This window comes from Alloalcanivorax marinus (genome assembly GCF_016785095.1).
Classification (GTDB): Bacteria; Pseudomonadota; Gammaproteobacteria; order Pseudomonadales; family Alcanivoracaceae; genus Alloalcanivorax; species Alloalcanivorax marinus_A.
In genome coordinates this window covers 183,327-203,282 of record NZ_JAEKJB010000011.1, presented here as the reverse complement: position 1 = coordinate 203,282, position 19,956 = coordinate 183,327, and the positions used below count along the sequence as shown (strand labels likewise).

Below are 19,956 nucleotides of genomic sequence, written 5' to 3'. Positions count from 1 at the left end.
GGGCGCGGCCATGAAGGAGCAAGCATGAGCGGACAGGGTCTCGAGCAACTGGTGAAGATGGTCAACCAGATCAGCGCCAACATGCACGGCGCCACCGACCAGCAGGCCGCCGACAAGGTGGCCACGCACCTGCAGAAGTTCTGGGCGCGGGCCATGAAGGAGCAGATCATCGCCTACGCCAACGACGGCGGCGAGGACCTGACGCCGATTTCGCGGATGGCGGTGGAGAAGCTAAGGGAAGTGCGCGCGGCGGGGTGAACGCTGGACGCCTGACGCCGGACGCCGGACGCCAGACGCTGGACGCTGGACGCTAAACCCGAAGCCTGAACGCGATGGCGTGTTTACTGCTCGCCAGAAAACACTCGGCGCCTTTCCGCGCCGGGTTTGGGGTTTGGCGTCTGGCGTCTGGCGTCTGGCGTCTGGCGTCCGGCGTCCGGCGTCCGGCGTCTAGCGTGCCACCGGCCGGGCGGTGCGGGGCAGGTCGCCGGCGCGGCCCAGGGCCCGGTGCATGAAGGCATGCCGGGCCGGGGCCAGCCGGTTGACCAGGTTCAAACCGCTGTTGCGCAGCCAGCGCACTGGCAATTCCTGGCGCTCAAACAGCAGCTTGAAGCCGCGCATGGCGTTCTGCATCACCAGATTGTCGGCGCGGCGGCGGCGCTGGTAACGGGCCAGCACCGCCGGCTCGGTGACCGGCAGGCCGGCCTGCCGGGCCCGACCCAGCTCCTCCGCCAGCACCGCCGCGTCCAGAAAGCCCAGGTTGATGCCCTGCCCGGCCAGCGGGTGAATCACGTGGGCGGCGTCGCCGACCAGCGCCAGGCCTGGGCCCACGTAGGCGCTGGCGTGGCGCTCCTGGATCGGGAACACGGCCCGGCGGCCGCGCACCCGGGCCTGGCCCAGGGCGGCGCCGGTGGCCCGGGTGAGGGCGGCGCCGAAGGCGTCGTCATCCAGGGCCATCAGTTCCTCCACCCGCTCCGGCCAGGCGGACCAGACGATGGAACACTGCTGGCCCGGGCCTCCTTCCTGTGCGCTGAACAGGGGCAACAGGGCCAGCGGTCCGGAGTCCATGAACACCTGGCGGGCACAACCGCCATGGGGCAATTCCGTATCGATGGTGGCCACCAGGGCATGGTGGCCGGTGTTCCGGGGGCCGCCGGGGATACCGGCCAGCTCGCGAACCCGGGAGCGGGCGCCGTCGGCCCCGATCAGCAGGTCGGCGGTGAAGGTGTCGCCGCCGGCCTCCACCCGCCAGCGACCGCCTTCCCGGCGGATCGCCGTGGCCGCCTTGCCGCATTGCCAGTCCAGGTTGTCGCGCTCGCCGGCGGCGGCGTACAGGGCGGCGGTAAGATGATCGTTCTCCAGCAACCAGCCCAGATACTCGGCGCCGGCGTCGCGAGCGTCGAACGCCACCTCGCCGGTGCCGTCCTGGTCCCATACGCGCATGGCGGTATAGCCCTGCACCCGCTCCGGACGCAGCCGCTCCCAGGCGCCGGCGTGGCGCAGGAGCCAGTGACTGGCCTCGCTGAGGGTGGAAACCCGCGCCGCCGGCTCGCCCTCCGGCCAGGCCGGCGCCGGAGCGCCATCCAGCACGCGCACCGTGAAGCCCTGCTCCGCCAGGCTCTTATCCGTCAACAGCAGGGCCTGCAGCCCGCCGGCCATGCCGCCGCCGATGATCAGGATGTCGGTGTGGGAGGATTCCTTCATGGTGTTTTCTCTCATAGCCCCATGGCCCGGCGGGCGAAGTTTTTGCGGGCGCCGGGCAGCAGGTCCAGGGCCAGCAGGCCGAGCTGGCGGGTGTGGGCGAACAGCGGATTGCGCACCCGGAACAGTTCCGGCACCCAGCGCGAGGCACGGGCGATGTCGGCCTGGTCCCGGCGCCGGTCGGCGGCCCATTGCTCCAGCAGGGCCAGGCGCCCGGGGTTCGGCTGGCCGCCAACCCGCTCGGCGAGCAGGGCCAGATCCCGGAATGTCAGGTTGAAGCCCTGGCCGGCCACCGGGTGCAGGGTGTGGGCGGCGTTGCCCACCACCGCCGCGAAGGGCACCGCCTGGGCGCAGGCCTCGGTGAGAATCAGCGGGTAGCGTTGGCGCTCGCCGGCCCGGGCCAGCCGGGGCATGGCGGCGCCCACCCGTTGGCGCAGGGCGGCCAGGAAGGCGTCGTCGTCCAGGGCCATCCAGCCATCCACCTGCTCCCGGGGCCCGGTCCAGACCAGCGCCATGCGGTCGCCCGGCAGGGGCAGCAGGGCCAGCGGGCCGTCGTCGAGAAAGCGCTCGAAGGCCACGCCATGGTGCGGCTCCGCCAAACCGATGTTGGCGATCAGGGCGTCCTGGCCCAGGTCCTGGTGGCGGGCGCTGATGCCCAGCCACTCCCGGGTTCGGGAGCGGGCGCCGTCGGCGGCGACCAGCAGCGGCGTCAGCCGCTCCTCGCCGTCCAGGGTGACCCGGTAACCGTCACTCTCCCGGGCGATGGCGGTGACCGACGCCGGAGCACGCAACTCGATGGCCGGGTCCGCTTCCACGGCGCGCAGCAGCACATGCCCGAACCAGCGGTTCTCGACCACGGCACCGAGGCGCGGCAGGGCGTGCTCGGCGGCGTTGAGCCGGGTGATGCCGAGCCGCTCGCGGCGCGACACGTGCACGGTGTCGATGCCGGCGGCGCGCTCCAGCACCGCGTCCAGCAGCCCCAGGCGTTCCAGGATCGTCAGGCTGCCGGCGGACAAGGCGGTGCTGCGGGCGTCGAAGCTGGGCGTGTCCGGCGGCTCGCCGGCGCGGATTTCATGGCTCTCCACCAAGGTCACCGCCGGCGCGCCATGGTGGCGCAACAGCAACGCCAGCGCCGCGCCGGCCATGCCGCCGCCAACGATCAGCGGCGCCGCCCCTTTCATGCCCGCGCCTCGCGCATCAGGGCTTCGATGTCGTCGATGTCCTTGGGCACGTCGGCGGTGAGCACCTCGCAGCCGTTCTCGGTGACCAGCACGTCGTCCTCGATGCGGATGCCGATGCCGCGCCAGCGTTCGTCCACCGTTTCGTCGTCCGGGGCGATGTAAAGGCCCGGCTCCACGGTGAGGGTCATGCCCGGTTCCAGTTGGCGCCATTCACCACCGACCCGGTAATCGCCCACGTCGTGTACATCCAGCCCCAGCCAGTGGCCGGTGCGGTGCATGTAGAAACGCTGGTAGGCCATTTCCTCGATCAGGTCGTCCACCTTGCCACTGAGCAAGCCCAGTTCCACCAGCCCCTCGGTAAGGATGCGCACCACGATTTCATGGGGCACGTTCCAGTGGTTGTCCGGGTGGGTCGCCTCGATGGCGGCGTACTGGGAGCGCAGCACCAGTTCGTAAAGAGCGCGTTGCTCGGCGCTGAAGGTGCCGTTCACCGGGAAGGTACGGGTGATGTCCGAGGCGTAGTTTTCCAATTCGCAGCCGGCGTCGATCAGCACCAGGTCGCCGTCCTTCAGTTCGGCGTTGTTCTCGATGTAGTGCAGCACGCAGCCGTTGGCGCCACCGCCGACGATGCTCGGATAGGCCGGGCTGCGGGCGCCATGGATCATGAACTCGTGCAGGTACTCCGCTTCCAGCTGGTACTCGTACATGCCCGGGCGCACCGCCTTCATGGCGCGCACATGGGCGCCGGCGGAAATGCGACCGGCACGGCGCATCAGGTCCGCCTCCGCCTTGCTCTTGAACAGGCGCAGGTCGTGCAGCAGGTGGGACAGGGCGACGAACTCGCCGGGGGGCTGGGCGCCGGTACGCACCCGCTCGCGGATGGCGTTGACCCAGCCCATCAGGCGGCGGTCGAAGTCGGCGTCGCGACCCAGGTCGTAGTAGACCCGGTTCCGGCCTTCCACCAGGCCCGGCAGGATGTCGTCGATGTCGTTGATGGGGAAGGCGTCGTCGGCGCCGTAATCGGCCACCGCCCCTTCCGGACCAGCCCGGTAGCCGTTCCAGATTTCCCGGGCGCGGTCGCGCTCGCGGCAAAACAGCACGTACTCACCGTGCTCGCGACCGGGCAGCAGCACCATCACCGCCTCCGGCTCGGGGAAGCCACTCAGGTACCAGAAGTCACTGTCCTGGCGGTAGGGGTGTTCCACGTCCCGGTTGCGGGTGCGTTCCGGGGCGGCGGCGAGAATGGCGATGCTGTTGGGCTCCATCTGCGCCATCAGCTCCGCCCGGCGTTGCTGGAATTCCTCGAGACCAATACTCATGGGGGCTCCGGCTTAGTGCCGCGTGGGCGGGTTGGTGTTGGTGTCGCCGCCGGTGTCGTGGGCGGCGGGCTTCATGACCAGGTCGGTGTAGATCATCATCGCCGCCATGCGGCAGTGCTCGGTGACCTGCTCAAGCATGCGCTGCTCTTCCTCGCCGTCTTCCTCCGGCGTGCTTACCTGGCTGATCGCGGACAGGTCGGAGAGGGCCTCCTGGACGCCGGGGGAAAGCTGGCTGTCGTTGATGCCGGCGGCGCCGGTGCCAAACCCCACCAGGAAGCCCTCGGCCCACTGGCCCAGGGCGGCCACGCGCAGACCCAGGTCGTCTTCATCGTCGGGCAGCAGCAGATCCAGCTCCAGGCCGGTGTCGGCGTAGCCTTCGCTGGCGGCGTCGCGGCAACGTATCAGGTCGCCGGCGAGATCCGGCGACAGACCCTGGGGTTGTTCCGCGTGAGCGGCCAGGGTGCCGAGCAGAGCGGCGTCGTTCAGGCCCTGGCCGGTGGCCAGCAGTCCGCAAACAACGCCGTGCAGTTCACTGGGGGAGACCGCCACGCCAGCGTCGGAGGCGGCGCGGACGAGGTGATCAAAATCGGGCAGATCGGGCATGGGAATGTTCAGCCACTCTTTACGGAAGCGGCGCTAAGTGTCTCTTGCGCCTTGGAATTTCGTTGACCCTTACCAGGGCCCCACCTATAGTACAAAAAGCCGTCAATGGCGGCGAAATCAGGCCCGGATCGGGGGCTTAACCCAGGGGCGTAACCTTAGGCGAACAGCGACCAATTTGCCATGACGACGGACCAACAACTCCGGCAACTGGAAGCCCGCGTGGACGAGTTGCTGCGGATTTCCGCGCACCTGCGCCAGGAAAACCGCCTGCTGCGTGAACGCGAGACCCGTCTGCTCGACGAACGCACCCAGTTGATCAAGAAAAACGACCTGGCGAAAAGCCGCGTGGAGGCCATCATAACCCGTCTTCGTTCCCTGGAGCAGGAGGACTCATGAGCAGCGACAGCTCCCTGGTCATCCACCTGCTCGACAAGGAATACCGGGTCGCCTGCCCGCCCGGCGCCCAGGACAACCTGCTGCGCGCCGCCCGCTACCTGGACGATCAGATGCGCGAGGTCCGTCAGGCCAATGTGATCGGCCTGGAGCGCATCGCCATCATGGCCGCGCTCAACATGAGCCACGAGCTGCTGGAAGCCCGCGAACGGCTGGATAACGACCCGGACAGCGACGCCCGGGTGGAAGCCCTGCTCAACCGTCTGGAAAACGAGATCCGCGCCTTCGAGGAAGGCCATTCGCAAGCGCCTGTCAAGCCCTGACCCGCCACGCCCGCCCTGTTATACTCGCTCCCAAGTGTTCCCTGGACCGTGCGCCAGACGGGTTATGTCCCTGAGCCGATGCTTTACCCCAAGGGGATCAAATTGGCGTGCCTGTGTGCATGTCCGCCCGCGAGCGGAAAGCCTGAGGGCATTAGCCTGAGGTCTCCGCCTTGAACCTTTCGGTTCAAGGGCCACACCCGCAGCGGCGGTTCGGGGAGCACGCTTTATTCAAGCTGCACGCTGCACGCTGCACGCTGCACGCTGCACGGATTGTCCTTCCTTGATGAGCGATTCCAACCCTTCAAGAGCCTCTCTGCGACGTGAACTGCGCGCGCGACGCCGGGCGCTGAGCGCCGGCCAGCGACGCCAGGCGCAGCGGCGCTTCGCGCGCAATCTGTCCCGGGCCCTGGGCCCGAGGCGGTTCACCGAGGTGGCGTTGTATCTGGCCGGGGACGGCGAGCTGGACCCGTTACCGGGGCTGGCGGCGGAGCGATTCGAAAGGGCCCGGCTGTACCTGCCGGCGCTGGACCGGGTGCATCGGGGACACATGCAGTTCCGGCTGTGGCGGGTGGAGCGGCGGCTGCGCGCCAACCGCTTCGGCATCGGCGAGCCGCGCCGACGGGAGCGGGCCCGGGCGGCCTGGGCGCTGGATATGATGCTGGTGCCACTGGTGGGCTTCGATGATCGCGGCCACCGCCTGGGCATGGGCGGCGGCTTCTATGACCGCGCGCTGGCCGATCTGGCGCGCCGACCCCGGCGCCCCCTGCTTGTGGGCGTGGCGTTCCGGTTCCAGCGTCTCGACCACCTGGCGAATGCCGCCTGGGACCAAGCGCTGGACCGTGTGATTACGGACTGAGCGGGTTACCGGCTGACGCTGACCTTGACGCCCGCCGAGTTGGCGAACCGTTCCAGATCGGTATCATTGCCGCCATGGGTCAGCGTGCTGACCAGAACCCCGATAGCGAATACAAAAGCAAGAACGACGAGGGCGTCGGGCTTTTTCTTCATTGTGCTGCAAATCCCCAAAATTCAAGGCCGGGCACCATAGGGGCCCCTTGGCTCGGTACGACGAAAACAACGGAATTCCGCTTTATGGGACCCGGTCGGGCCGGGTCGGCGCGGAATTTCCCGCATCCCCTGTGTCCATATCGGACGAAAGACTCACGATGGTACGGCATTTTTTTCGTAACAGAATGAGAACGGTGTCAAAATTCAACAGCAACCCTCAATAAAGTCAAGCAGTTAGAGGGCAATGCTCACGCTTCTTAACAAAACCCCCGGCCAACTCACAAAGATCACGGGTTTTTCACGGCAATTTCGTGCTTACCCGCGCCGAGCCGCCGGCGGTTCTGAAGGGTCGGACAGAACCGTCCGACCTTAGTTCAAAAACAGCCGATAGGCCGGGTTGTCGCTTTCCTCGACCATCGGGTACGGCACCTTCTTGAGGTCCTTGCGCAGGTTGCCCCGCTCCCCGAACGGAACCTGGAACCCCACCAGCACCCGACCGTAAGCGGCACCGTGGTTGCGATAGTGAAACAGGCTGATATTCCACTTCTGCCCCAGCGACAGCAGGAACTTCAGCAGGGCGCCCGGGCGCTCTGGAAACTCCACCCGGAACAGCATCTCGTCCAGGTCCTGCCGCGAAGTGTGGCCGCCCACCATATGGCGGATGTGCAGCTTGGCCATCTCGTTGCCGGTCATGTCCACCACCGGATAGCCGGCCTCGCGCAGCTCCTCCAACAGGGGAGCAAGGTCCGTGCCACCCGGACGGATCTGAATACCGACGAAGATATTGGCCTCATGCTCGCCGGCATAGCGGTAGTTGAACTCGGTGATGCCACGGCGGCCCACCACCTGCAGGAAATTACGGTAGGCGCCCGGTTTCTCGGGGATCGTCACCGCCAGGATCGCCTCGCGCTGCTCACCCACCTCCGAACGCTCGGAGATGTGGCGCAGGCGGTCGAAGTTCACATTCGCACCGCTCTGGATCGCCACCAGCGTCTGGTTTTCCGCGCCATGCTTGTGCACCCAGTTCTTCAGGCCGGCCAGGGCCAGGGCACCGGCGGGCTCGCACACCGCCCGGGTATCCTCGAAGGAATCCTTGATCGCGGCGCAGATCTCATCGGTGGTGGCGGTGATCACCTCGTCCACGGTGTCCTTCAGCACCCGGTAGGTTTCCTTGCCGATCTGCTTGACCGCCACGCCGTCGGCGAACAGACCCACCTCCGACAAGGTAACCCGGCGCTTGCGCTCCAGGGCGGCCTTCAGACAGGCGGCGTCTTCCGGTTCCACGGCGATGATCTTCACATCCGGTCGTACGTACTTCACGTAGGCGGCCACGCCGGCGGCCAGGCCGCCGCCGCCCACCGGAATGAAGATGGCATCCAGGTCGCGGCTTTGCTGGCGCAGGATCTCCATGCCCACCGTGCCCTGGCCGGCGATCACGTCCGGATCATCGTAGGGGTGCACGAAGGTCAGGCCTTCCTTCTCTTCCAGCTTCGTGGCGTGGGCCAGGGCTTCGTCGAAGCCGTCGCCGTGGAGCACCACCTTGCCACCGCGCTGACGCACGGATTTGACCTTGATCTCCGGCGTGGTGCGCGGCATCACGATCACCGCGCGCACGCCCATGGCGCTGGCGGCCAGGGCCAGGCCCTGGGCGTGATTGCCGGCGGACGCGCAGATCACGCCACGTTCGCGCTGGGCGTCGGTGAGCGCCGCCAGCTTGTTGTAGGCGCCGCGCAGCTTGAACGAGAACACCGGCTGCAGATCCTCCCGCTTGAGCAACACCCGGTTGCCAATGCGCTTGGAAATCAGCGGCGCGGCATGGATCGGGGTTTCATGGGCCACGTCGTAGACGCGGGATTGGAGAATCCGTTTCACGTATTGATCAAGCATCGCAGGCATGGAAAGTCCGGAAGGGTAAAAGCGCTAGTTTACGGGCCCAAGGGCGGGAGCGTCCATTGGAGCGGCGGCTCCCGGGCCGTATAATCCCGCCGTCGCAACGAGGATGGATCGCATGGATCAGGACGCGCTCAAAAAACAGGTGGCCGAAGCGGCACTGCGCTACGTGCCGGAGGGTGAGGTAGTGGGCGTGGGCACCGGCTCCACCGCCAACCACTTCATCGACGGTCTGGCGGCCATGAAGGACCGTATCGTCGGTGCCGTGGCCAGCTCCGAGGCCACCGCCGAGCGTCTGCGCGGCCACGGCATCGCGGTGCTAGAGCTCAACGACGTGGGCACCCTGCCGGTGTACGTGGATGGCGCGGACGAGGTCAACGCCCATCGCGAAATGATCAAGGGCGGCGGCGGCGCGCTCACCCGGGAGAAGATCGTCGCCGCGGCGGCACGGGAATTCGTGTGCATCGTCGACGGCTCCAAGAAGGTGGAGCGCCTGGGCCGCTTCCCGCTGCCGGTGGAGGTGATCCCCATGGCGCGCTCCTACGTGGCGCGCAAGCTGGTGGCCCTGGGCGGGCGCCCGGAATACCGGGACGGCTTTATCACCGACAACGGCAATCTGATCCTCGATGTGCACAACCTGGACATCCTCAACCCCATCGAGCTGGAAACCACTCTCAACAATATTACCGGCGTGGTCACCAACGGCCTGTTCGCCCGCCGCCCGGCGGACGTGGTGCTGGTGGGCGAGGGCGGCGGCGTATCGGTTTATTGAGCCACCCGGCCTTGACCCTCGCGCACCCTCCCGGTGGACCGCGGGTTACCCGGCCGGCCCACCCTTAACCGCGCCGTTACGTTCCGCAACCCAAGACTACGTTCGGCAAATTTCCCGCTGCTCAGCGAACGCTTTCCAACCTTTTTCATACGGCAGGGCACCCCGTTTTTGCTTTATGAATTGCATATGAAGCAATAACTCCAATAAGAGGTGTTCCATGCGTCCTTATCTCGTGACAGCAACACTGAGCGTCACCCTGGCGCTGACGGGCTGCGGCGGCAGCGGCGGCGGCGGTGGTGGTGGCGCGGTACCACGCGCCCCGGAAAGCAGCAGCGACGCGCTGTTCTTCTCCTATCCGGCGGACGGCCAGACCGACATCGCGCCGAACGCGCCGGTGGTGTTCAGCTTCGCCAACCCGGTGGCGGTGACGCCGGCCAACTTCCAGTTCCTGGACGACGACGGCAACGCGGTGGACTTCCAGCTGCGCTCCGTGGATAACGGCCGTGGCGTGGTGCTCGCGCCCACCTCGGCACTGGCGCCGATCACCGATTACACCGTGGAGCTCCGGGACATCGTCATCGATGATCAGGACGTGGTGCCACCCGGCGGCACCCTTGACTTCACCACCCGGGCCGCCGTGCAGGGCCCGGTGCGTCAGCAGCAGGAAAGCGCGGCGTTCGAGATCGCCTCCGTGTTCCCGGACGACCAGCAGTTCCAGACCATGGACTTCTCCGCTTTCCGGCTACGCACCAGTCACCCGCTGGATCAGAGCAGCGCCGTCTATGGCGACACCATCCGGCTGACCCGTGGCGGCGAGCTGGTGCCGGCGGTGCTGGTCGCCCAGGGCAACGCCATCACCGTGGACCCGCTGCAGGACATGACGCCCGGCGACACCTACACACTGATCGTGGATGGGCTGAAAAGCCGCTTCGACGAGACCATCGACCGCTTCGAGCGGGAGGTGAGGCCCCGTGATACCACGTCGCCGCTCGGCGAGCGGTCGCTGCTGGTCACCGAGGTGCCGGCGGCGGACCCGGACAAGAGCTGTCTGGATCAGGATGTGCTCACCTCGCCGTTGACCGGCACCCCGATCAACTGCGTGCCGGTGAAGGGCACCATCCTGGCGGACCAGACCGCCTCCAAGCAGACCGGCAACGTGTTCGGTGAACTGGCCTTCCAACCGAACTTCCCGCTGGTGACGCCGCTGCGCGTGGCGCGGGGTTCACGGCTGATCGGCGATGCCCTGGAGGTGATCATCGGTGGCGAAGTGCCGGTGGGCTTCAACTCCGGCGACGTGACCGTGGAGATGATCACCGACGCCACCGGCTATCTCTACCCCAACCCGCTGTCTCGGCGGGACGACGCCAGCCGCTACCTGCGCCTGTTCATGGATCTGGCCACCACCACCGCCGACGCCCGTGCCAATGGCGCCTTCACCCAGAACCTGATGCACCTGGAGCTGATCGGCCGTGCCCGAGTGATCGACGGCCGGCTCACCGTGGACGCCCTCACCGTGGTGGAACCGAGAGTGCTGGGCGTGGAGACCAGCTACGGCCTGCTCAGCTTCCGCATGGCGTCCTACCTGGACCAGACCTCCGCGCCGGCGCCGATCGAGGACACCACCGGCCCGCAATTGCAGGCGGTGACCCAGGACGGCCAGCTGCGCCTGTCCTGGCAGCCTGGCCTGGTGGCCGACCGCATGGTGCCCGGCGAACCGGTGGTGCTGCAATTCGACGAAACCCTGGACCCGCTCAGCATCGTGCCCGGCGACACCCTGCGCCTGACCAAGGGCGGCGCCAGCGAGCCATTTTCCTGGTACCTGAACGGCAACGCCCTGGTGATCACCCCGGAGGACCCGGTCAACTTCGGCGTGCAGTACGCGGTGACCGCCACCAGCGGCATCACCGACCTGTCCGGCAATCCCCTGCAGCCCATCAACCGCATCGAGGGCGGCGATACCCTGACCTTCTCACTGCCGGAATACGTGGAGAGCGCGGGCGGCGACAGCGTGCTGCGCGGCCCCTTCGCCATGGTGGTGTACCCGGGCTTCCCCTGCGCCAGCTCCGACGACATCGACCTGAACGCTTTCAACGGCCAGGGCAGCCAGGGTGTGTGCCTGTCCTCCAGCTCCGACAGTGAGCAGGTAGTGCTGGACACGCTGCCCATCGATGCCCTGCCCCGCAACCGGCCGATCCGGGTGCGTTTCTCCCAGAACATGGACCCGGCCAGCCTGACCCTGGGCCAGACCTGCGGCGACGGCAGCGTGCGCGTGGAGCGCATCGACCAGAACGGTACCTGCCTGGAGCCGGTGCCCGGCGTGCTGCAACGGGAAACCCGGGCGCTCACCTTCCTGCCCAGGGACCCGTGGGAAGTGGGCGGCCTGTACCGCTACACCCTGGGTTCCCAGGAAAGCGGTTGCGGCGCCGGCGCCATCTGCTCGGAGGCGGGCCTGCCGCTGCAAACCGCCCCGCTGCTGGGCGGCGACCGGGAAACCGGCGGCCCGGACATGGACATCGTGTTCCGTGGCGCGCCGGCCAACCTGGATGTGTTCCAGGAGCTCAACAACCTGCCCAGCGTGGACGTGAACAGCAACTTCGCGGTGGATGACGGCGAATCGCCGATCACCGACAACAGCGTGCCGACGCCCTCCAACGCCACCCGCATCCGTCCGGACGTGGACGGCCCCAACGGCTCCGGCGAGGGCCTGGTGGTGGCCGCCAATACCGGCTGTGGTTTCGGCGGCGCACCGCCTTACGAGGACGGCGAGCAGACCGATTGCGATGCCCAGCGGTTGCTGTACATCGCCGGCGCGCTGAACACCGATATTCTCGGCTATGATCCGGACCCGGACCTGCCCGAGGAAATCACCCGGGGCCAGGGCGGCGTGGCGGTGCGCATCTATCCGACCACGGTGGCGCTCACGAACCTGGACGCCACCGCCGTGATCGGCCTGGACCTGGACACCACCGACGGCGGCACCACCCTGGAAACCGTGCCGCTGGTGGGCGGCCTGCTCAACGGTCTGGTCACCACCCTGGGCGACGTGCTGGATATTCTCGGCCTTGAGGAACCGGTGCTCGGCCAGGTGGGCAACCTGGGCCTGGTGCCCATCGACACCGCCACCGGCCCGAACATCATGCGGGTGCGCTACGAGCCCGATGAGAACGGCAATCGGACCAAGGCGCCGGTGGGTTATATCCTGCCCGGCGACAACCCGGCCGCCGGCGATCCGCCGCGCTTCGTGATCCGCTTCGACCTGTTGTTCGACGCGCCGGCCCTGTCTCTGCCGCTGGGCCTGGATCACAACGTGAAGAGCCTGCCGATCGACGACATCACCCTGGAAGGCACCCTGGACTTCCTGCCCGATGGCCGTCTGTTCATCGCCCTGGAAAACCAGGAGCCCAAGCAGGTGAGCCTGGAGATCAAACTCTCCGAGCTGGAAGGCGGCAAGGTGAACCTGAACATCCCGGTGGGCGGCATCAACCTGAGTTATCAGAGCGTGTCGATCCAGGAATAACCTTCCAGCAACGAAAAAGGGGCCCCTCGGGGCCCCTTTTCTGTTACCGCTGACCGGCGAATCAGTCTTTATCCTCGCCCATGGCCTTGCGGTATTCCTCCTTGATGTTATCGCTGGAGTCGATCTTCTCGCGCTGTTCCAGATAATCCTTGGATTTACGTTCAGCGCCGTCCATCTTCTTCTCCGCGGCTTCACGCTTGGCTTCCATGGCCTTGCGATATTCCTCGCTGATGTTGCCTTCGGAGTCGAGCTTCTTGCGGCCCTCGGAGTAATCCGGGCCGGTGCCGGTGTCGGACATGCCCTTTTCCTTGGCCTCGCGCTGAGCCTCCATGGCCTTCTGATACTCTTCCTTGATGTTTTCCTGGCGATCAACATTGGTCTGCTGTGCCAGGGCGGCGGGTGCCATCAGAGCACCGGAAACGCCCAGCAAAGCGGAAATCAGTACGGTTTTTTTCATGGTTCTCTCCTTCGTTATTTTTCGATCCCTATCGATCGGGGTCCAAACGATCCCCCACCAGTATAGTGACCGGGTGGTGACAATGCACCGCCCAAAATAGCGGCCCGGCTTAGCGATCGGCGCCCGCGCCGAAGCCGTCGAAGGCACGCTGTGAGCGCTCTCTGACCCGGTCATTGCGATCGCGCGCGTCGCTGTCCAGGCGATCCATGCGCTCGCGCATGATACGACGGTGCTCGCCTGCCTGGTCCCGGCCACGCTGGCGCAGGGTCTCGGTGGCGTCACGGTTTGTTTCCAGGCGGGGCGGGCGGTTGTCCGGCGGTGTCTCGTCATCGACCGCCCGGGCCGGCGGGCCGGCCAGCGCGGTGGCGACGAGCAGGGTGGTGAACAGTGCTTTCATTCTCATGGCCCGGCTCCCGGACATTTCGGTCAGTGTGGTCGCCGTGAAGTCACGACGACGCGAAGGGTTCATGCCAGATAGCGGTCGATCAGGGCGAAGATGCGCTGGCGGTAGTCACCGTGCTCATTGGCCAGATGATGGCGCGCGCCGGCCAGCATGTGGATCTCCGGGTCCTCGAATTTATTGCGAATCACCTGCAGATTGTGGCGCCAGTCCACGGTTTCGTCCTGGTCGCCCTGGATCACCACCGGCGAGATCTTGACCCGGTCGGCGGCTTCGAAGCCGGGAATCCAGCGTTTCAGGGCGGTCACCCAGCGAGCCGGCAGGCGGCGTTCCTGGAGCGGGTCCTTATTCTCCAGGAAATCGAGGAAGTCCGGATCGCCGGAATTGACCGTGAACACCCGTTTGATGGAGCGGGCGAACGGCCGCACCAGGGTGTGCAGCCAGCGCGCCACGCCCCATTTGAAAGGCCGCACCAGCGGCGCCAGCAGGATGATCTGCTCAAAGGGGCTGCTGTCGGCGTCGAAGCCATGGTGCAGCAGGTAGTCCATGACGATGGCGCCGCCCGTGCTCTGGCCAATCACGTGCCAGGGACGCGGCAGATGGTTTTCGGCCAGGGACAGGCATTGTTCCAGTACTTCCCGGTAAATGCGGAAATCGTCGATGGCGGCCCGGGGGCCGGAGCTCAGGCCGTGGCCGGGCAAATCGTAGGCGAGCACCGCGTAGCCGAGCTGCAGCACATGGCCGATGACATGCCGGTACAACCCGACGTGATCAAAGTAGCCGTGGCAGATCAGCACCGTGCCGCGCGGAGCGACGGGCCGCCAGGCGTGCACGCTGATGGTGTGGCCGGCGGCTTCGAAATAGCCGAAGCCGTGCTCCAGCTCCGGCAGGCGGGCGTCGAAATCGATGCCGTAATAGTGCGCGTAGCGCTGGCTGGTCTCGTCCAGCGGGTCGAAGGCTTCCCAGTTGAGGGGCTTCCAGTGCTGCAGGATTTCTTCGCGGCTGAACGGTAACGACATGGTAGCGGCGGCGTTCTCGATAACGGGATTCGATGATAGGCGCCCGGTGGCGGTAAAAAAAGGTCCATCGGGTTCGGGGTAACGGCGGACGAAGGATCCTCCATCCGGGCCGCGTCTCGGCGTGGTCCCCCTTCCGGGAACGCCGTGAACCCCCGCAAGCGGGTCCGGCCACCCATCACAGATGGGCGGCGTTCGGCGGCGCGCGAAGCAGTGCTTCGCAACACACTTGCCTCACCCATGGGGGCTCCCGGTCAAACATCCTGCTTGACAGGGTCCCGGAAGGGGGACCACGCCGAGGCGCTCCGAGGTAGCGTCATGCGCGGCTCCGTAGGTTGGATGGTGCGGTAGGAGCGACTTCAGTCGCGATCAGCCCCGGCGCCATCTTCATCGCGACGGCAATGCGCGGTCCGGGCTTTCCGGTCGGCGGCGCTGGATAAAAAAAGCCCCGGCGGGGGGGCCGGGGCAAGGGGGGGTAAAACAGAGGGACGCAAGGCAGTCCGAATCAGCTCTGTCCGAGATTACTCAGCACCTCGGAGATGTGCTGGGGAGAATCCAGGTTCTGACGTTCGTTAAGGTAATCGCGGCCGGCACCGGCGGGGTTGCCTTCGGCTTTCACCACCTCTTGCTGCGCTTCCAGGTCACGGTATTCCGCGGCGATGAACTGCGCCTGATCCTGGTTGAGGCGCTGCGCCAGGTAATCACGGGGCGCGCCCTGATCGTTGCCGGCGGCGCGGGCACGCTGGCCCTGAGCCACGGCTTCCTGATAAGAGGCCTGGATCTGCTCGAAGCTGTCCAGGTTCTGGCGCTGGGCCAGGTAATCATCGGCCTGGGCAACACTCAGGGGGGCGGCGCTCAGGGCGGCAATGGCGAACGGGATAAGTGCTTTGTTCATGGTCCTAACCTCGCTGTTCGGTCGTTCCGGCGCGTGGCGGGACCGCTCGCTGTACTTGGCCTCCCACGCTTGATGGTTGCCAGTATGGTTACAGGTTACAGATTTGTCAACTTGTAACTTGCGAAGCAAATACCTATCGCCGCCATAGGTGTTGCCTCAGGGCGCCAGGCTGCGCAGGATCAGGTTGGTGACCGCGGTCAGTTTGGCTTCCATCTCCTCGGGATCGCCGAGCCGGCTGAGCAACACCGGGTGGGCGTAGGCGGCGGCGGTGACGCGGATCGCGGTGCACACCTCGTCGAGCGGGGTCTTACGTTCGAACTCGCCACTGTCGCGACCGTCGGCGACGATCTTCTCGATGGTCTCGTAGACCACCCGGTTGTGCTCCTCGGTGACCGCCCATTGGTTCTCGATGGACACCACGATGATGTCGTGCATGCGGCGCTCCCTCAGGAACAATCGCAGGGCTTCTTCCAGCAGGGTGCGCAGCATGTCGCGCAGGCGCTGGGTGGCGGGCTGGTCGCGCGCGGCGACGGCGCGGATGGCGTTGTCCATGCTCAGCAGAGCGCGGGCGCAGACCGCCTCGCCGATGGCCTGCTTGGAGTTGAAGAAACGGTACAGGTAGGCGCTGGACACGCCGATTTCCCGGGCGATGTCGGTGACCGAGGTCTTGCGGAAACCGTGGGCCTTGAACAGATCGTCGGCCACGCAAAGGATCTGTTCGCGGCGTTCGTGGTCCGCCGGCCCGCGCTGGCCCGGCGTGCCGTCGCACAGGTCGTTGCCCGTGTCGTTGGTGACTTTGTTGCTCATCATGCTCTCCCAATCTCGCCGTCGCGGCACAGGCACGGCAAGTAACAAACATTATAATTTGTAACGGGGTGAGCTTAGCAGATAGATCGGCGCGGCTGTAGGAGCGGTCGGGTGGCGTGCCGCTCCTACAGCGGCCTGGCCCCCTGGGGAGGGGGCCCGTGGGGGCTACTTGACGCGGGGATCCAGTTCGCCGGTTTCGTAGCGCTGGTACATCTTTTCCAGGCTGATCGGCTTGATCTTGTCGGCGTTGCCGGCGGTGCCGAAGGCTTCGTAACGGGCGATACAGATGTCGCGCATGGCCGACACGGTTTCCTTGAGGAATTTACGCGGGTCGAACTCGGCCTTGTTGTGGGCCAGGAAGCGCCGCACCGCGCCGGTGGAGGCCAGCCGCAGGTCGGTATCCACGTTGACCTTGCGCACGCCGTGCTTGATGCCTTCCTGGATTTCCTCCACCGGCACGCCGTAGGTTTCCGGAATCTCGCCGCCGTATTCGTTGATCACCTTCAGCCATTCCTGGGGCACCGAGGAGGAGCCGTGCATCACCAGGTGAGTGTCCGGGATGCGGGCGTGGATTTCCTTGATGCGCTCGATGGCGAGGATGTCGCCGGTGGGCGGCCGGGTGAACTTGTAGGCGCCGTGGCTGGTGCCGATGGCGATGGCCAGGGCATCCACGCCGGTGGCCTTGACGAAGTCGGCGGCTTCCTCCGGATCGGTGAGCAGCTTGTCGTGGTCGAGCTTGCCCTCGGCGCCGATGCCGTCTTCCTCGCCGGCCATGCCGGTTTCCAGGGAACCCAGGCAGCCCAGCTCGCCTTCCACGGATACGCCACAGGCGTGGGCCATTTCAACGGTGCGACGGGTCACTTCCACGTTGTAGTCGTACTCGGTGGGGGTTTTGCCGTCCTCGCCCAGGGAGCCGTCCATCATCACCGAGGAGAAGCCCAGTTGAATGGAGCGCTGGCAAACACTGGGGCTGGTGCCGTGGTCCTGGTGCATCACCAGCGGGATGTGCGGAAACTCCTCGGTGGCCGCCAGGATCAGGTGGCGCAGGAAGGGGGCCCCGGCGTATTTGCGGGCACCGGCGCTGGCCTGCACGATCACCGGTGAATTGGTCTGGTCGGCGGCCTCCATGATGGCGCGCATCTGTTCCAGGTTGTTCACGTTGAACGCCGGTACGCCATAGCCGTGCTCGGCGGCGTGGTCCAGCAGTTGACGCATGCTGATCAGTGCCATGGTATTTCTCTCCGGTTAACCGTTTGCGGTGACTGACACCGCTTTCGCTTCGTCCAATACGTTACCGCCCACACGCACCACGCTAACACGCAACACGCCAAAGCGTGCCGGCGTGGAGCGTGGTGCGTGCAGGCGTCTAGTCTTTTGCCCGCTGCTCGAGCATCGCCACCGCCGGCAAGGTCTTGCCTTCCACGAATTCCAGGAAGGCGCCGCCGCCAGTGGAAATATAACTGATGCGATCGGCGATGCCGTACTTGTCCACCGCCGCCAGGGTATCGCCGCCGCCGGCGATGGAAAATGCCTCGCTGTCGGCGATGGCTTCCGCCAGTTCCTTGGTGCCTTCACCGAACTGGTCGAATTCGAACACGCCCACCGGGCCGTTCCAGACGATAGTGCGCGCTTCCTTCATCAAGGCGGCGAACACGTGGGCGGTCTGCGGCCCCACGTCCAGGATCATGTCGTCCTCGGCCACCTCGTCCACCGTCTTGGTGATGGCTTCGGCGGTTTCGGCGAATTCCTTGGCCACCACCACGTCCACCGGCAGCGGGATATGCACTTTCTCGGCCAGCTTCCGCGCCGCCGGGATCAGATCCTTCTCGCACAGGGACTTGCCCACCGGGTGGCCGGCGGCGGCCAGGAAGGTGTTGGCGATGCCGCCACCAACGATCAACTGATCGACCTTCTCCGCCAGGGCGTCGAGCACCTCCAGCTTGGTGGACACCTTGGAACCGCCGACGATGGCCACCAGCGGCTTGGCCGGTTCCAGCAGCGCCTTGCCGAGGGCATCCAGTTCATTGGCCAGCAGCGGCCCGGCACAGGCCACCGGCGCGAACCGGGCCACGCCGTGGGTGGAGGCCTGGGCGCGGTGGGCGGTGCCGAAGGCGTCCATCACGTAGATGTCGCACAGCGCCGCCATTTTTTTGGCGAGCGCCTCGTCGTCCTTCTTCTCGCCCTTGTTGAAGCGCACGTTCTCGCACAGCACCACCTGGCCTTCCGCCACGTCGACACCGTCGAGCCAGTCCTTGGCCAGGGGCACCTCGCGGCCCAGCAGGCCACCCAGGTGCTCGGCCACCGGCTTGAGCGAGTACTGTTCCTCGTACTCACCCTCGGTGGGGCGGCCCAGGTGCGAGAGCAGCATGACACGGGCACCAGCCTCCAGGGCGTGCTGGATGGTCGGCAGCGAGGCGCGGATGCGGGCGTCGCTGGTCACCTTGCCGTCCTTGACCGGCACGTTCAGGTCCTCGCGGATCAGCACCCGCTTGCCTTTCAGTTCCAGGTCGGTCATGCGTTTGAAATTCATGATTCCTCTTACCTCGTTGGAAAAACGCTGGCACGCTCCACGTAACACGCTTGCACGCCAAAACTTTAACCCGTGCCACCGGCGGCGCTCCCGCGTGTCAGCGTGAAGCGTGTTGCGTGCCAGCGGCAATATAAGCCACCCAATCGAGCAGGCGGTTGGCGTAGCCCCATTCGTTGTCGTACCAGGCCACTACCTGGACCATTTCGCCCTGAACCCGTGTCTGGGTCGCGTCAACGACGGCGGACTCGGGCCGATGGTTGAAGTCCGCGCTCACCAGAGGCTCGTCATTGTAGCCAATCAGCGCCGGTTGTTCCTGGGACAGGCGCCTTAACCAGGGGTTCAGGTCGCCGGCGTCCGGGGTGCGCTCAAGCAGCAGGGTCAACGCCACCATGGCCACGTTAAGCGTGGGCACACGGATGGAGTGGCCGTCGATGCGCCCTTCCAAGGCCGGCAGCACCGCCTGCACCGCCTTGATGGCGCTGCTGGTGGTGGGAATGATGTTCTGCGCCCCGGCCCGGCCCCGGCGCGGATCACGATGCACGTGATCGAGCAGGGTCTGGTCCGAGGTGTAGGCGTGGATTTCCTTCATCAGGGCCTGGCGCACACCGAATTCCCGGTCCAGGGCCGCCAGCACCGGCGCCACGCAATGGGTGGTGCAGGAGGCCGCGGACAGTACCCGGCTGTCCGGGTCCAGGTCGCCGTCATTGACGCCGTAGACGATGGTCTGGTCGGCGCGGTCGAACGGCACCGCGCCGATGATCACCCGGCCGGCGCCGGCGCTCAGATGCCGCGCCGCGTCGCCGTGGCCGCGAAAATGGCCGGAGCATTCGAGCACCACGTCCACCCCCAGCTCACCCCAGGGCAGGTCCTCGGGCCGCGCCTCGCTGAACAACCGGGGCGCCTGCCCGCCGATGCGCAGGCAGCCGCCCTCCAGAGCCACCGGCGCGTCGAGACGACCGTGGGTGGTGTCGTAGCGGGTCAGGTAGAGCAGGTCCTCGGCGCGGCCCAGATCATTGATCGCCACCAGCGTCACGGGCGCGGGGCGGCCCGCCGCCTCGCGCTCCGCGAGCGCGCGAACGAAGGAGCGGCCGATGCGGCCATAACCGTTGATCGCGATCTTCATGAAAAACGCTCGACGCTTGACGCC

Annotated in this window: 20 protein-coding genes and 1 other RNA gene; 7 read left to right on the top strand and 14 right to left on the bottom strand. The window is 66.4% G+C overall.

The window, feature by feature from the left end:
• Positions 1–24: 24 nt before the first annotated feature.
• A complete protein-coding gene (locus JF515_RS16570; protein ID WP_203105571.1) occupies positions 25–258 on the top strand; it encodes a formate dehydrogenase subunit delta in 234 nt (77 codons plus the stop codon).
• 189 nt (positions 259–447) lie between these two features.
• Here the strand turns inward: JF515_RS16570 and JF515_RS16565 are convergent, their stop codons facing one another.
• Genes JF515_RS16565 through JF515_RS16550 form a run of 4 tightly spaced genes read right to left on the bottom strand, consistent with a single transcriptional unit; the run spans position 448 to position 4,801 of the window.
• On the bottom strand, positions 448–1,701 hold the full coding sequence (locus JF515_RS16565; RefSeq protein WP_203105570.1) for a UbiH/UbiF/VisC/COQ6 family ubiquinone biosynthesis hydroxylase: 1,254 nt from the start codon (positions 1,699–1,701) through the stop codon (positions 448–450).
• A gap of 11 nt (positions 1,702–1,712) precedes the next feature.
• Entirely contained in the window at positions 1,713–2,879 is a 1,167-nt protein-coding gene (locus JF515_RS16560) for an FAD-dependent monooxygenase (protein ID WP_203105569.1), read from the bottom strand.
• Positions 2,876–4,198 (bottom strand): Xaa-Pro aminopeptidase, encoded by a 1,323-nt coding sequence (gene pepP / locus JF515_RS16555; protein WP_203105568.1) that lies wholly within the window; start codon positions 4,196–4,198, stop codon positions 2,876–2,878. Before pepP ends, JF515_RS16560 begins: the two co-directional genes overlap by 4 nt.
• Before the next feature lie 12 nt (positions 4,199–4,210).
• Positions 4,211–4,801 (bottom strand): UPF0149 family protein, encoded by a 591-nt coding sequence (locus JF515_RS16550; RefSeq protein ID WP_203105567.1) that lies wholly within the window; start codon positions 4,799–4,801, stop codon positions 4,211–4,213.
• Positions 4,802–4,981: 180 nt separating this feature from the next.
• Between JF515_RS16550 and JF515_RS16545 the strand changes: the two genes are divergently transcribed.
• The 4 genes from JF515_RS16545 (at position 4,982) to JF515_RS16530 (ending at position 6,373) form a co-directional block, all read left to right on the top strand.
• On the top strand, positions 4,982–5,197 hold the full coding sequence (locus JF515_RS16545) for a TIGR02449 family protein (protein ID WP_161382493.1): 216 nt from the start codon (positions 4,982–4,984) through the stop codon (positions 5,195–5,197).
• Positions 5,194–5,517 carry a cell division protein ZapA gene (locus tag JF515_RS16540; protein ID WP_203105566.1) on the top strand — a complete coding sequence of 108 codons (324 nt, stop codon included), beginning with the start codon at positions 5,194–5,196 and terminating at the stop codon, positions 5,515–5,517. The genes JF515_RS16545 and JF515_RS16540 overlap by 4 nt, the downstream gene beginning before the upstream one ends.
• A 35-nt stretch (positions 5,518–5,552) precedes the next feature.
• Positions 5,553–5,738, top strand: a non-coding RNA gene (gene ssrS, locus JF515_RS16535) — 6S RNA.
• 62 nt (positions 5,739–5,800) lie between these two features.
• Complete coding sequence (locus tag JF515_RS16530; RefSeq protein ID WP_203105565.1) at positions 5,801–6,373, top strand: 5-formyltetrahydrofolate cyclo-ligase; 573 nt, start codon at positions 5,801–5,803, stop codon at positions 6,371–6,373.
• A 5-nt stretch (positions 6,374–6,378) separates the two neighbouring features.
• Here the strand turns inward: JF515_RS16530 and JF515_RS16525 are convergent, their stop codons facing one another.
• Together JF515_RS16525 and ilvA are read right to left on the bottom strand one after the other, a co-directional pair.
• Positions 6,379–6,525: a hypothetical protein gene (locus JF515_RS16525; RefSeq protein ID WP_194864132.1), complete on the bottom strand. Its 147-nt coding sequence runs from the start codon at positions 6,523–6,525 to the stop codon at positions 6,379–6,381.
• A 369-nt stretch (positions 6,526–6,894) separates the two neighbouring features.
• Complete coding sequence (gene ilvA / locus JF515_RS16520) at positions 6,895–8,412, bottom strand: threonine ammonia-lyase, biosynthetic (RefSeq protein ID WP_203105680.1); 1,518 nt, start codon at positions 8,410–8,412, stop codon at positions 6,895–6,897.
• Between the two features lie 121 nt (positions 8,413–8,533).
• Between ilvA and rpiA the strand changes: the two genes are divergently transcribed.
• Both rpiA and JF515_RS16510 read left to right on the top strand, forming a co-directional pair.
• On the top strand, positions 8,534–9,187 hold the full coding sequence (gene rpiA / locus JF515_RS16515) for a ribose-5-phosphate isomerase RpiA (protein ID WP_203105564.1): 654 nt from the start codon (positions 8,534–8,536) through the stop codon (positions 9,185–9,187).
• Positions 9,188–9,404: 217 nt separating this feature from the next.
• Positions 9,405–12,704, top strand: coding sequence for an Ig-like domain-containing protein (locus JF515_RS16510; RefSeq protein ID WP_203105563.1), 3,300 nt, complete (start codon positions 9,405–9,407; stop codon positions 12,702–12,704).
• Positions 12,705–12,765: 61 nt separating this feature from the next.
• Here the strand turns inward: JF515_RS16510 and JF515_RS16505 are convergent, their stop codons facing one another.
• The 8 genes from JF515_RS16505 to JF515_RS16470 form a co-directional block, all read right to left on the bottom strand.
• Positions 12,766–13,161 (bottom strand): hypothetical protein, encoded by a 396-nt coding sequence (locus JF515_RS16505; protein ID WP_203105562.1) that lies wholly within the window; start codon positions 13,159–13,161, stop codon positions 12,766–12,768.
• 109 nt (positions 13,162–13,270) lie between these two features.
• Entirely contained in the window at positions 13,271–13,564 is a 294-nt protein-coding gene (locus JF515_RS16500) for a hypothetical protein (RefSeq protein WP_203105561.1), read from the bottom strand.
• Positions 13,565–13,626: 62 nt separating this feature from the next.
• Positions 13,627–14,580 (bottom strand): alpha/beta hydrolase, encoded by a 954-nt coding sequence (locus tag JF515_RS16495; RefSeq protein ID WP_203105560.1) that lies wholly within the window; start codon positions 14,578–14,580, stop codon positions 13,627–13,629.
• A 502-nt stretch (positions 14,581–15,082) separates the two neighbouring features.
• A complete protein-coding gene (locus JF515_RS16490; RefSeq protein WP_203105559.1) occupies positions 15,083–15,472 on the bottom strand; it encodes a hypothetical protein in 390 nt (129 codons plus the stop codon).
• A 156-nt stretch (positions 15,473–15,628) separates the two neighbouring features.
• A complete protein-coding gene (locus JF515_RS16485; RefSeq protein ID WP_203105558.1) occupies positions 15,629–16,279 on the bottom strand; it encodes a TetR/AcrR family transcriptional regulator in 651 nt (216 codons plus the stop codon).
• A 165-nt stretch (positions 16,280–16,444) separates the two neighbouring features.
• Positions 16,445–17,509 (bottom strand): class II fructose-bisphosphate aldolase, encoded by a 1,065-nt coding sequence (gene fba / locus JF515_RS16480; protein ID WP_203105557.1) that lies wholly within the window; start codon positions 17,507–17,509, stop codon positions 16,445–16,447.
• 136 nt (positions 17,510–17,645) lie between these two features.
• Positions 17,646–18,809: a phosphoglycerate kinase gene (locus JF515_RS16475; RefSeq protein WP_203105556.1), complete on the bottom strand. Its 1,164-nt coding sequence runs from the start codon at positions 18,807–18,809 to the stop codon at positions 17,646–17,648.
• Between the two features lie 97 nt (positions 18,810–18,906).
• Positions 18,907–19,932, bottom strand: coding sequence for a type I glyceraldehyde-3-phosphate dehydrogenase (locus JF515_RS16470; RefSeq protein WP_203105555.1), 1,026 nt, complete (start codon positions 19,930–19,932; stop codon positions 18,907–18,909).
• Positions 19,933–19,956 lie beyond the last annotated feature (24 nt).

What these genes read in the sequence shown, in the direction of transcription:
- JF515_RS16490 (WP_203105559.1), bottom strand. Translation starts at nt 15,472, where the DNA reads ATGAACAAAGCACTTATCCCGTTCGCCATTGCCGCCCTGAGCGCCGCC.
- JF515_RS16540 (WP_203105566.1), top strand. Translation starts at nt 5,194, where the DNA reads ATGAGCAGCGACAGCTCCCTGGTCATCCACCTGCTCGACAAGGAATAC.
- JF515_RS16510 (WP_203105563.1), top strand. Translation starts at nt 9,405, where the DNA reads ATGCGTCCTTATCTCGTGACAGCAACACTGAGCGTCACCCTGGCGCTG.
- JF515_RS16470 (WP_203105555.1), bottom strand. Translation starts at nt 19,932, where the DNA reads ATGAAGATCGCGATCAACGGTTATGGCCGCATCGGCCGCTCCTTCGTT.
- JF515_RS16500 (WP_203105561.1), bottom strand. Translation starts at nt 13,564, where the DNA reads ATGAGAATGAAAGCACTGTTCACCACCCTGCTCGTCGCCACCGCGCTG.
- JF515_RS16505 (WP_203105562.1), bottom strand. Translation starts at nt 13,161, where the DNA reads ATGAAAAAAACCGTACTGATTTCCGCTTTGCTGGGCGTTTCCGGTGCT.
- JF515_RS16475 (WP_203105556.1), bottom strand. Translation starts at nt 18,809, where the DNA reads ATGAATTTCAAACGCATGACCGACCTGGAACTGAAAGGCAAGCGGGTG.
- JF515_RS16570 (WP_203105571.1), top strand. Translation starts at nt 25, where the DNA reads ATGAGCGGACAGGGTCTCGAGCAACTGGTGAAGATGGTCAACCAGATC.
- JF515_RS16560 (WP_203105569.1), bottom strand. Translation starts at nt 2,879, where the DNA reads ATGAAAGGGGCGGCGCCGCTGATCGTTGGCGGCGGCATGGCCGGCGCG.
- JF515_RS16565 (WP_203105570.1), bottom strand. Translation starts at nt 1,701, where the DNA reads ATGAAGGAATCCTCCCACACCGACATCCTGATCATCGGCGGCGGCATG.
- JF515_RS16550 (WP_203105567.1), bottom strand. Translation starts at nt 4,801, where the DNA reads ATGCCCGATCTGCCCGATTTTGATCACCTCGTCCGCGCCGCCTCCGAC.
- JF515_RS16545 (WP_161382493.1), top strand. Translation starts at nt 4,982, where the DNA reads ATGACGACGGACCAACAACTCCGGCAACTGGAAGCCCGCGTGGACGAG.
- rpiA (WP_203105564.1), top strand. Translation starts at nt 8,534, where the DNA reads ATGGATCAGGACGCGCTCAAAAAACAGGTGGCCGAAGCGGCACTGCGC.
- ilvA (WP_203105680.1), bottom strand. Translation starts at nt 8,412, where the DNA reads ATGCTTGATCAATACGTGAAACGGATTCTCCAATCCCGCGTCTACGAC.
- fba (WP_203105557.1), bottom strand. Translation starts at nt 17,509, where the DNA reads ATGGCACTGATCAGCATGCGTCAACTGCTGGACCACGCCGCCGAGCAC.
- JF515_RS16495 (WP_203105560.1), bottom strand. Translation starts at nt 14,580, where the DNA reads ATGTCGTTACCGTTCAGCCGCGAAGAAATCCTGCAGCACTGGAAGCCC.
- JF515_RS16485 (WP_203105558.1), bottom strand. Translation starts at nt 16,279, where the DNA reads ATGAGCAACAAAGTCACCAACGACACGGGCAACGACCTGTGCGACGGC.
- JF515_RS16530 (WP_203105565.1), top strand. Translation starts at nt 5,801, where the DNA reads ATGAGCGATTCCAACCCTTCAAGAGCCTCTCTGCGACGTGAACTGCGC.
- JF515_RS16525 (WP_194864132.1), bottom strand. Translation starts at nt 6,525, where the DNA reads ATGAAGAAAAAGCCCGACGCCCTCGTCGTTCTTGCTTTTGTATTCGCT.
- pepP (WP_203105568.1), bottom strand. Translation starts at nt 4,198, where the DNA reads ATGAGTATTGGTCTCGAGGAATTCCAGCAACGCCGGGCGGAGCTGATG.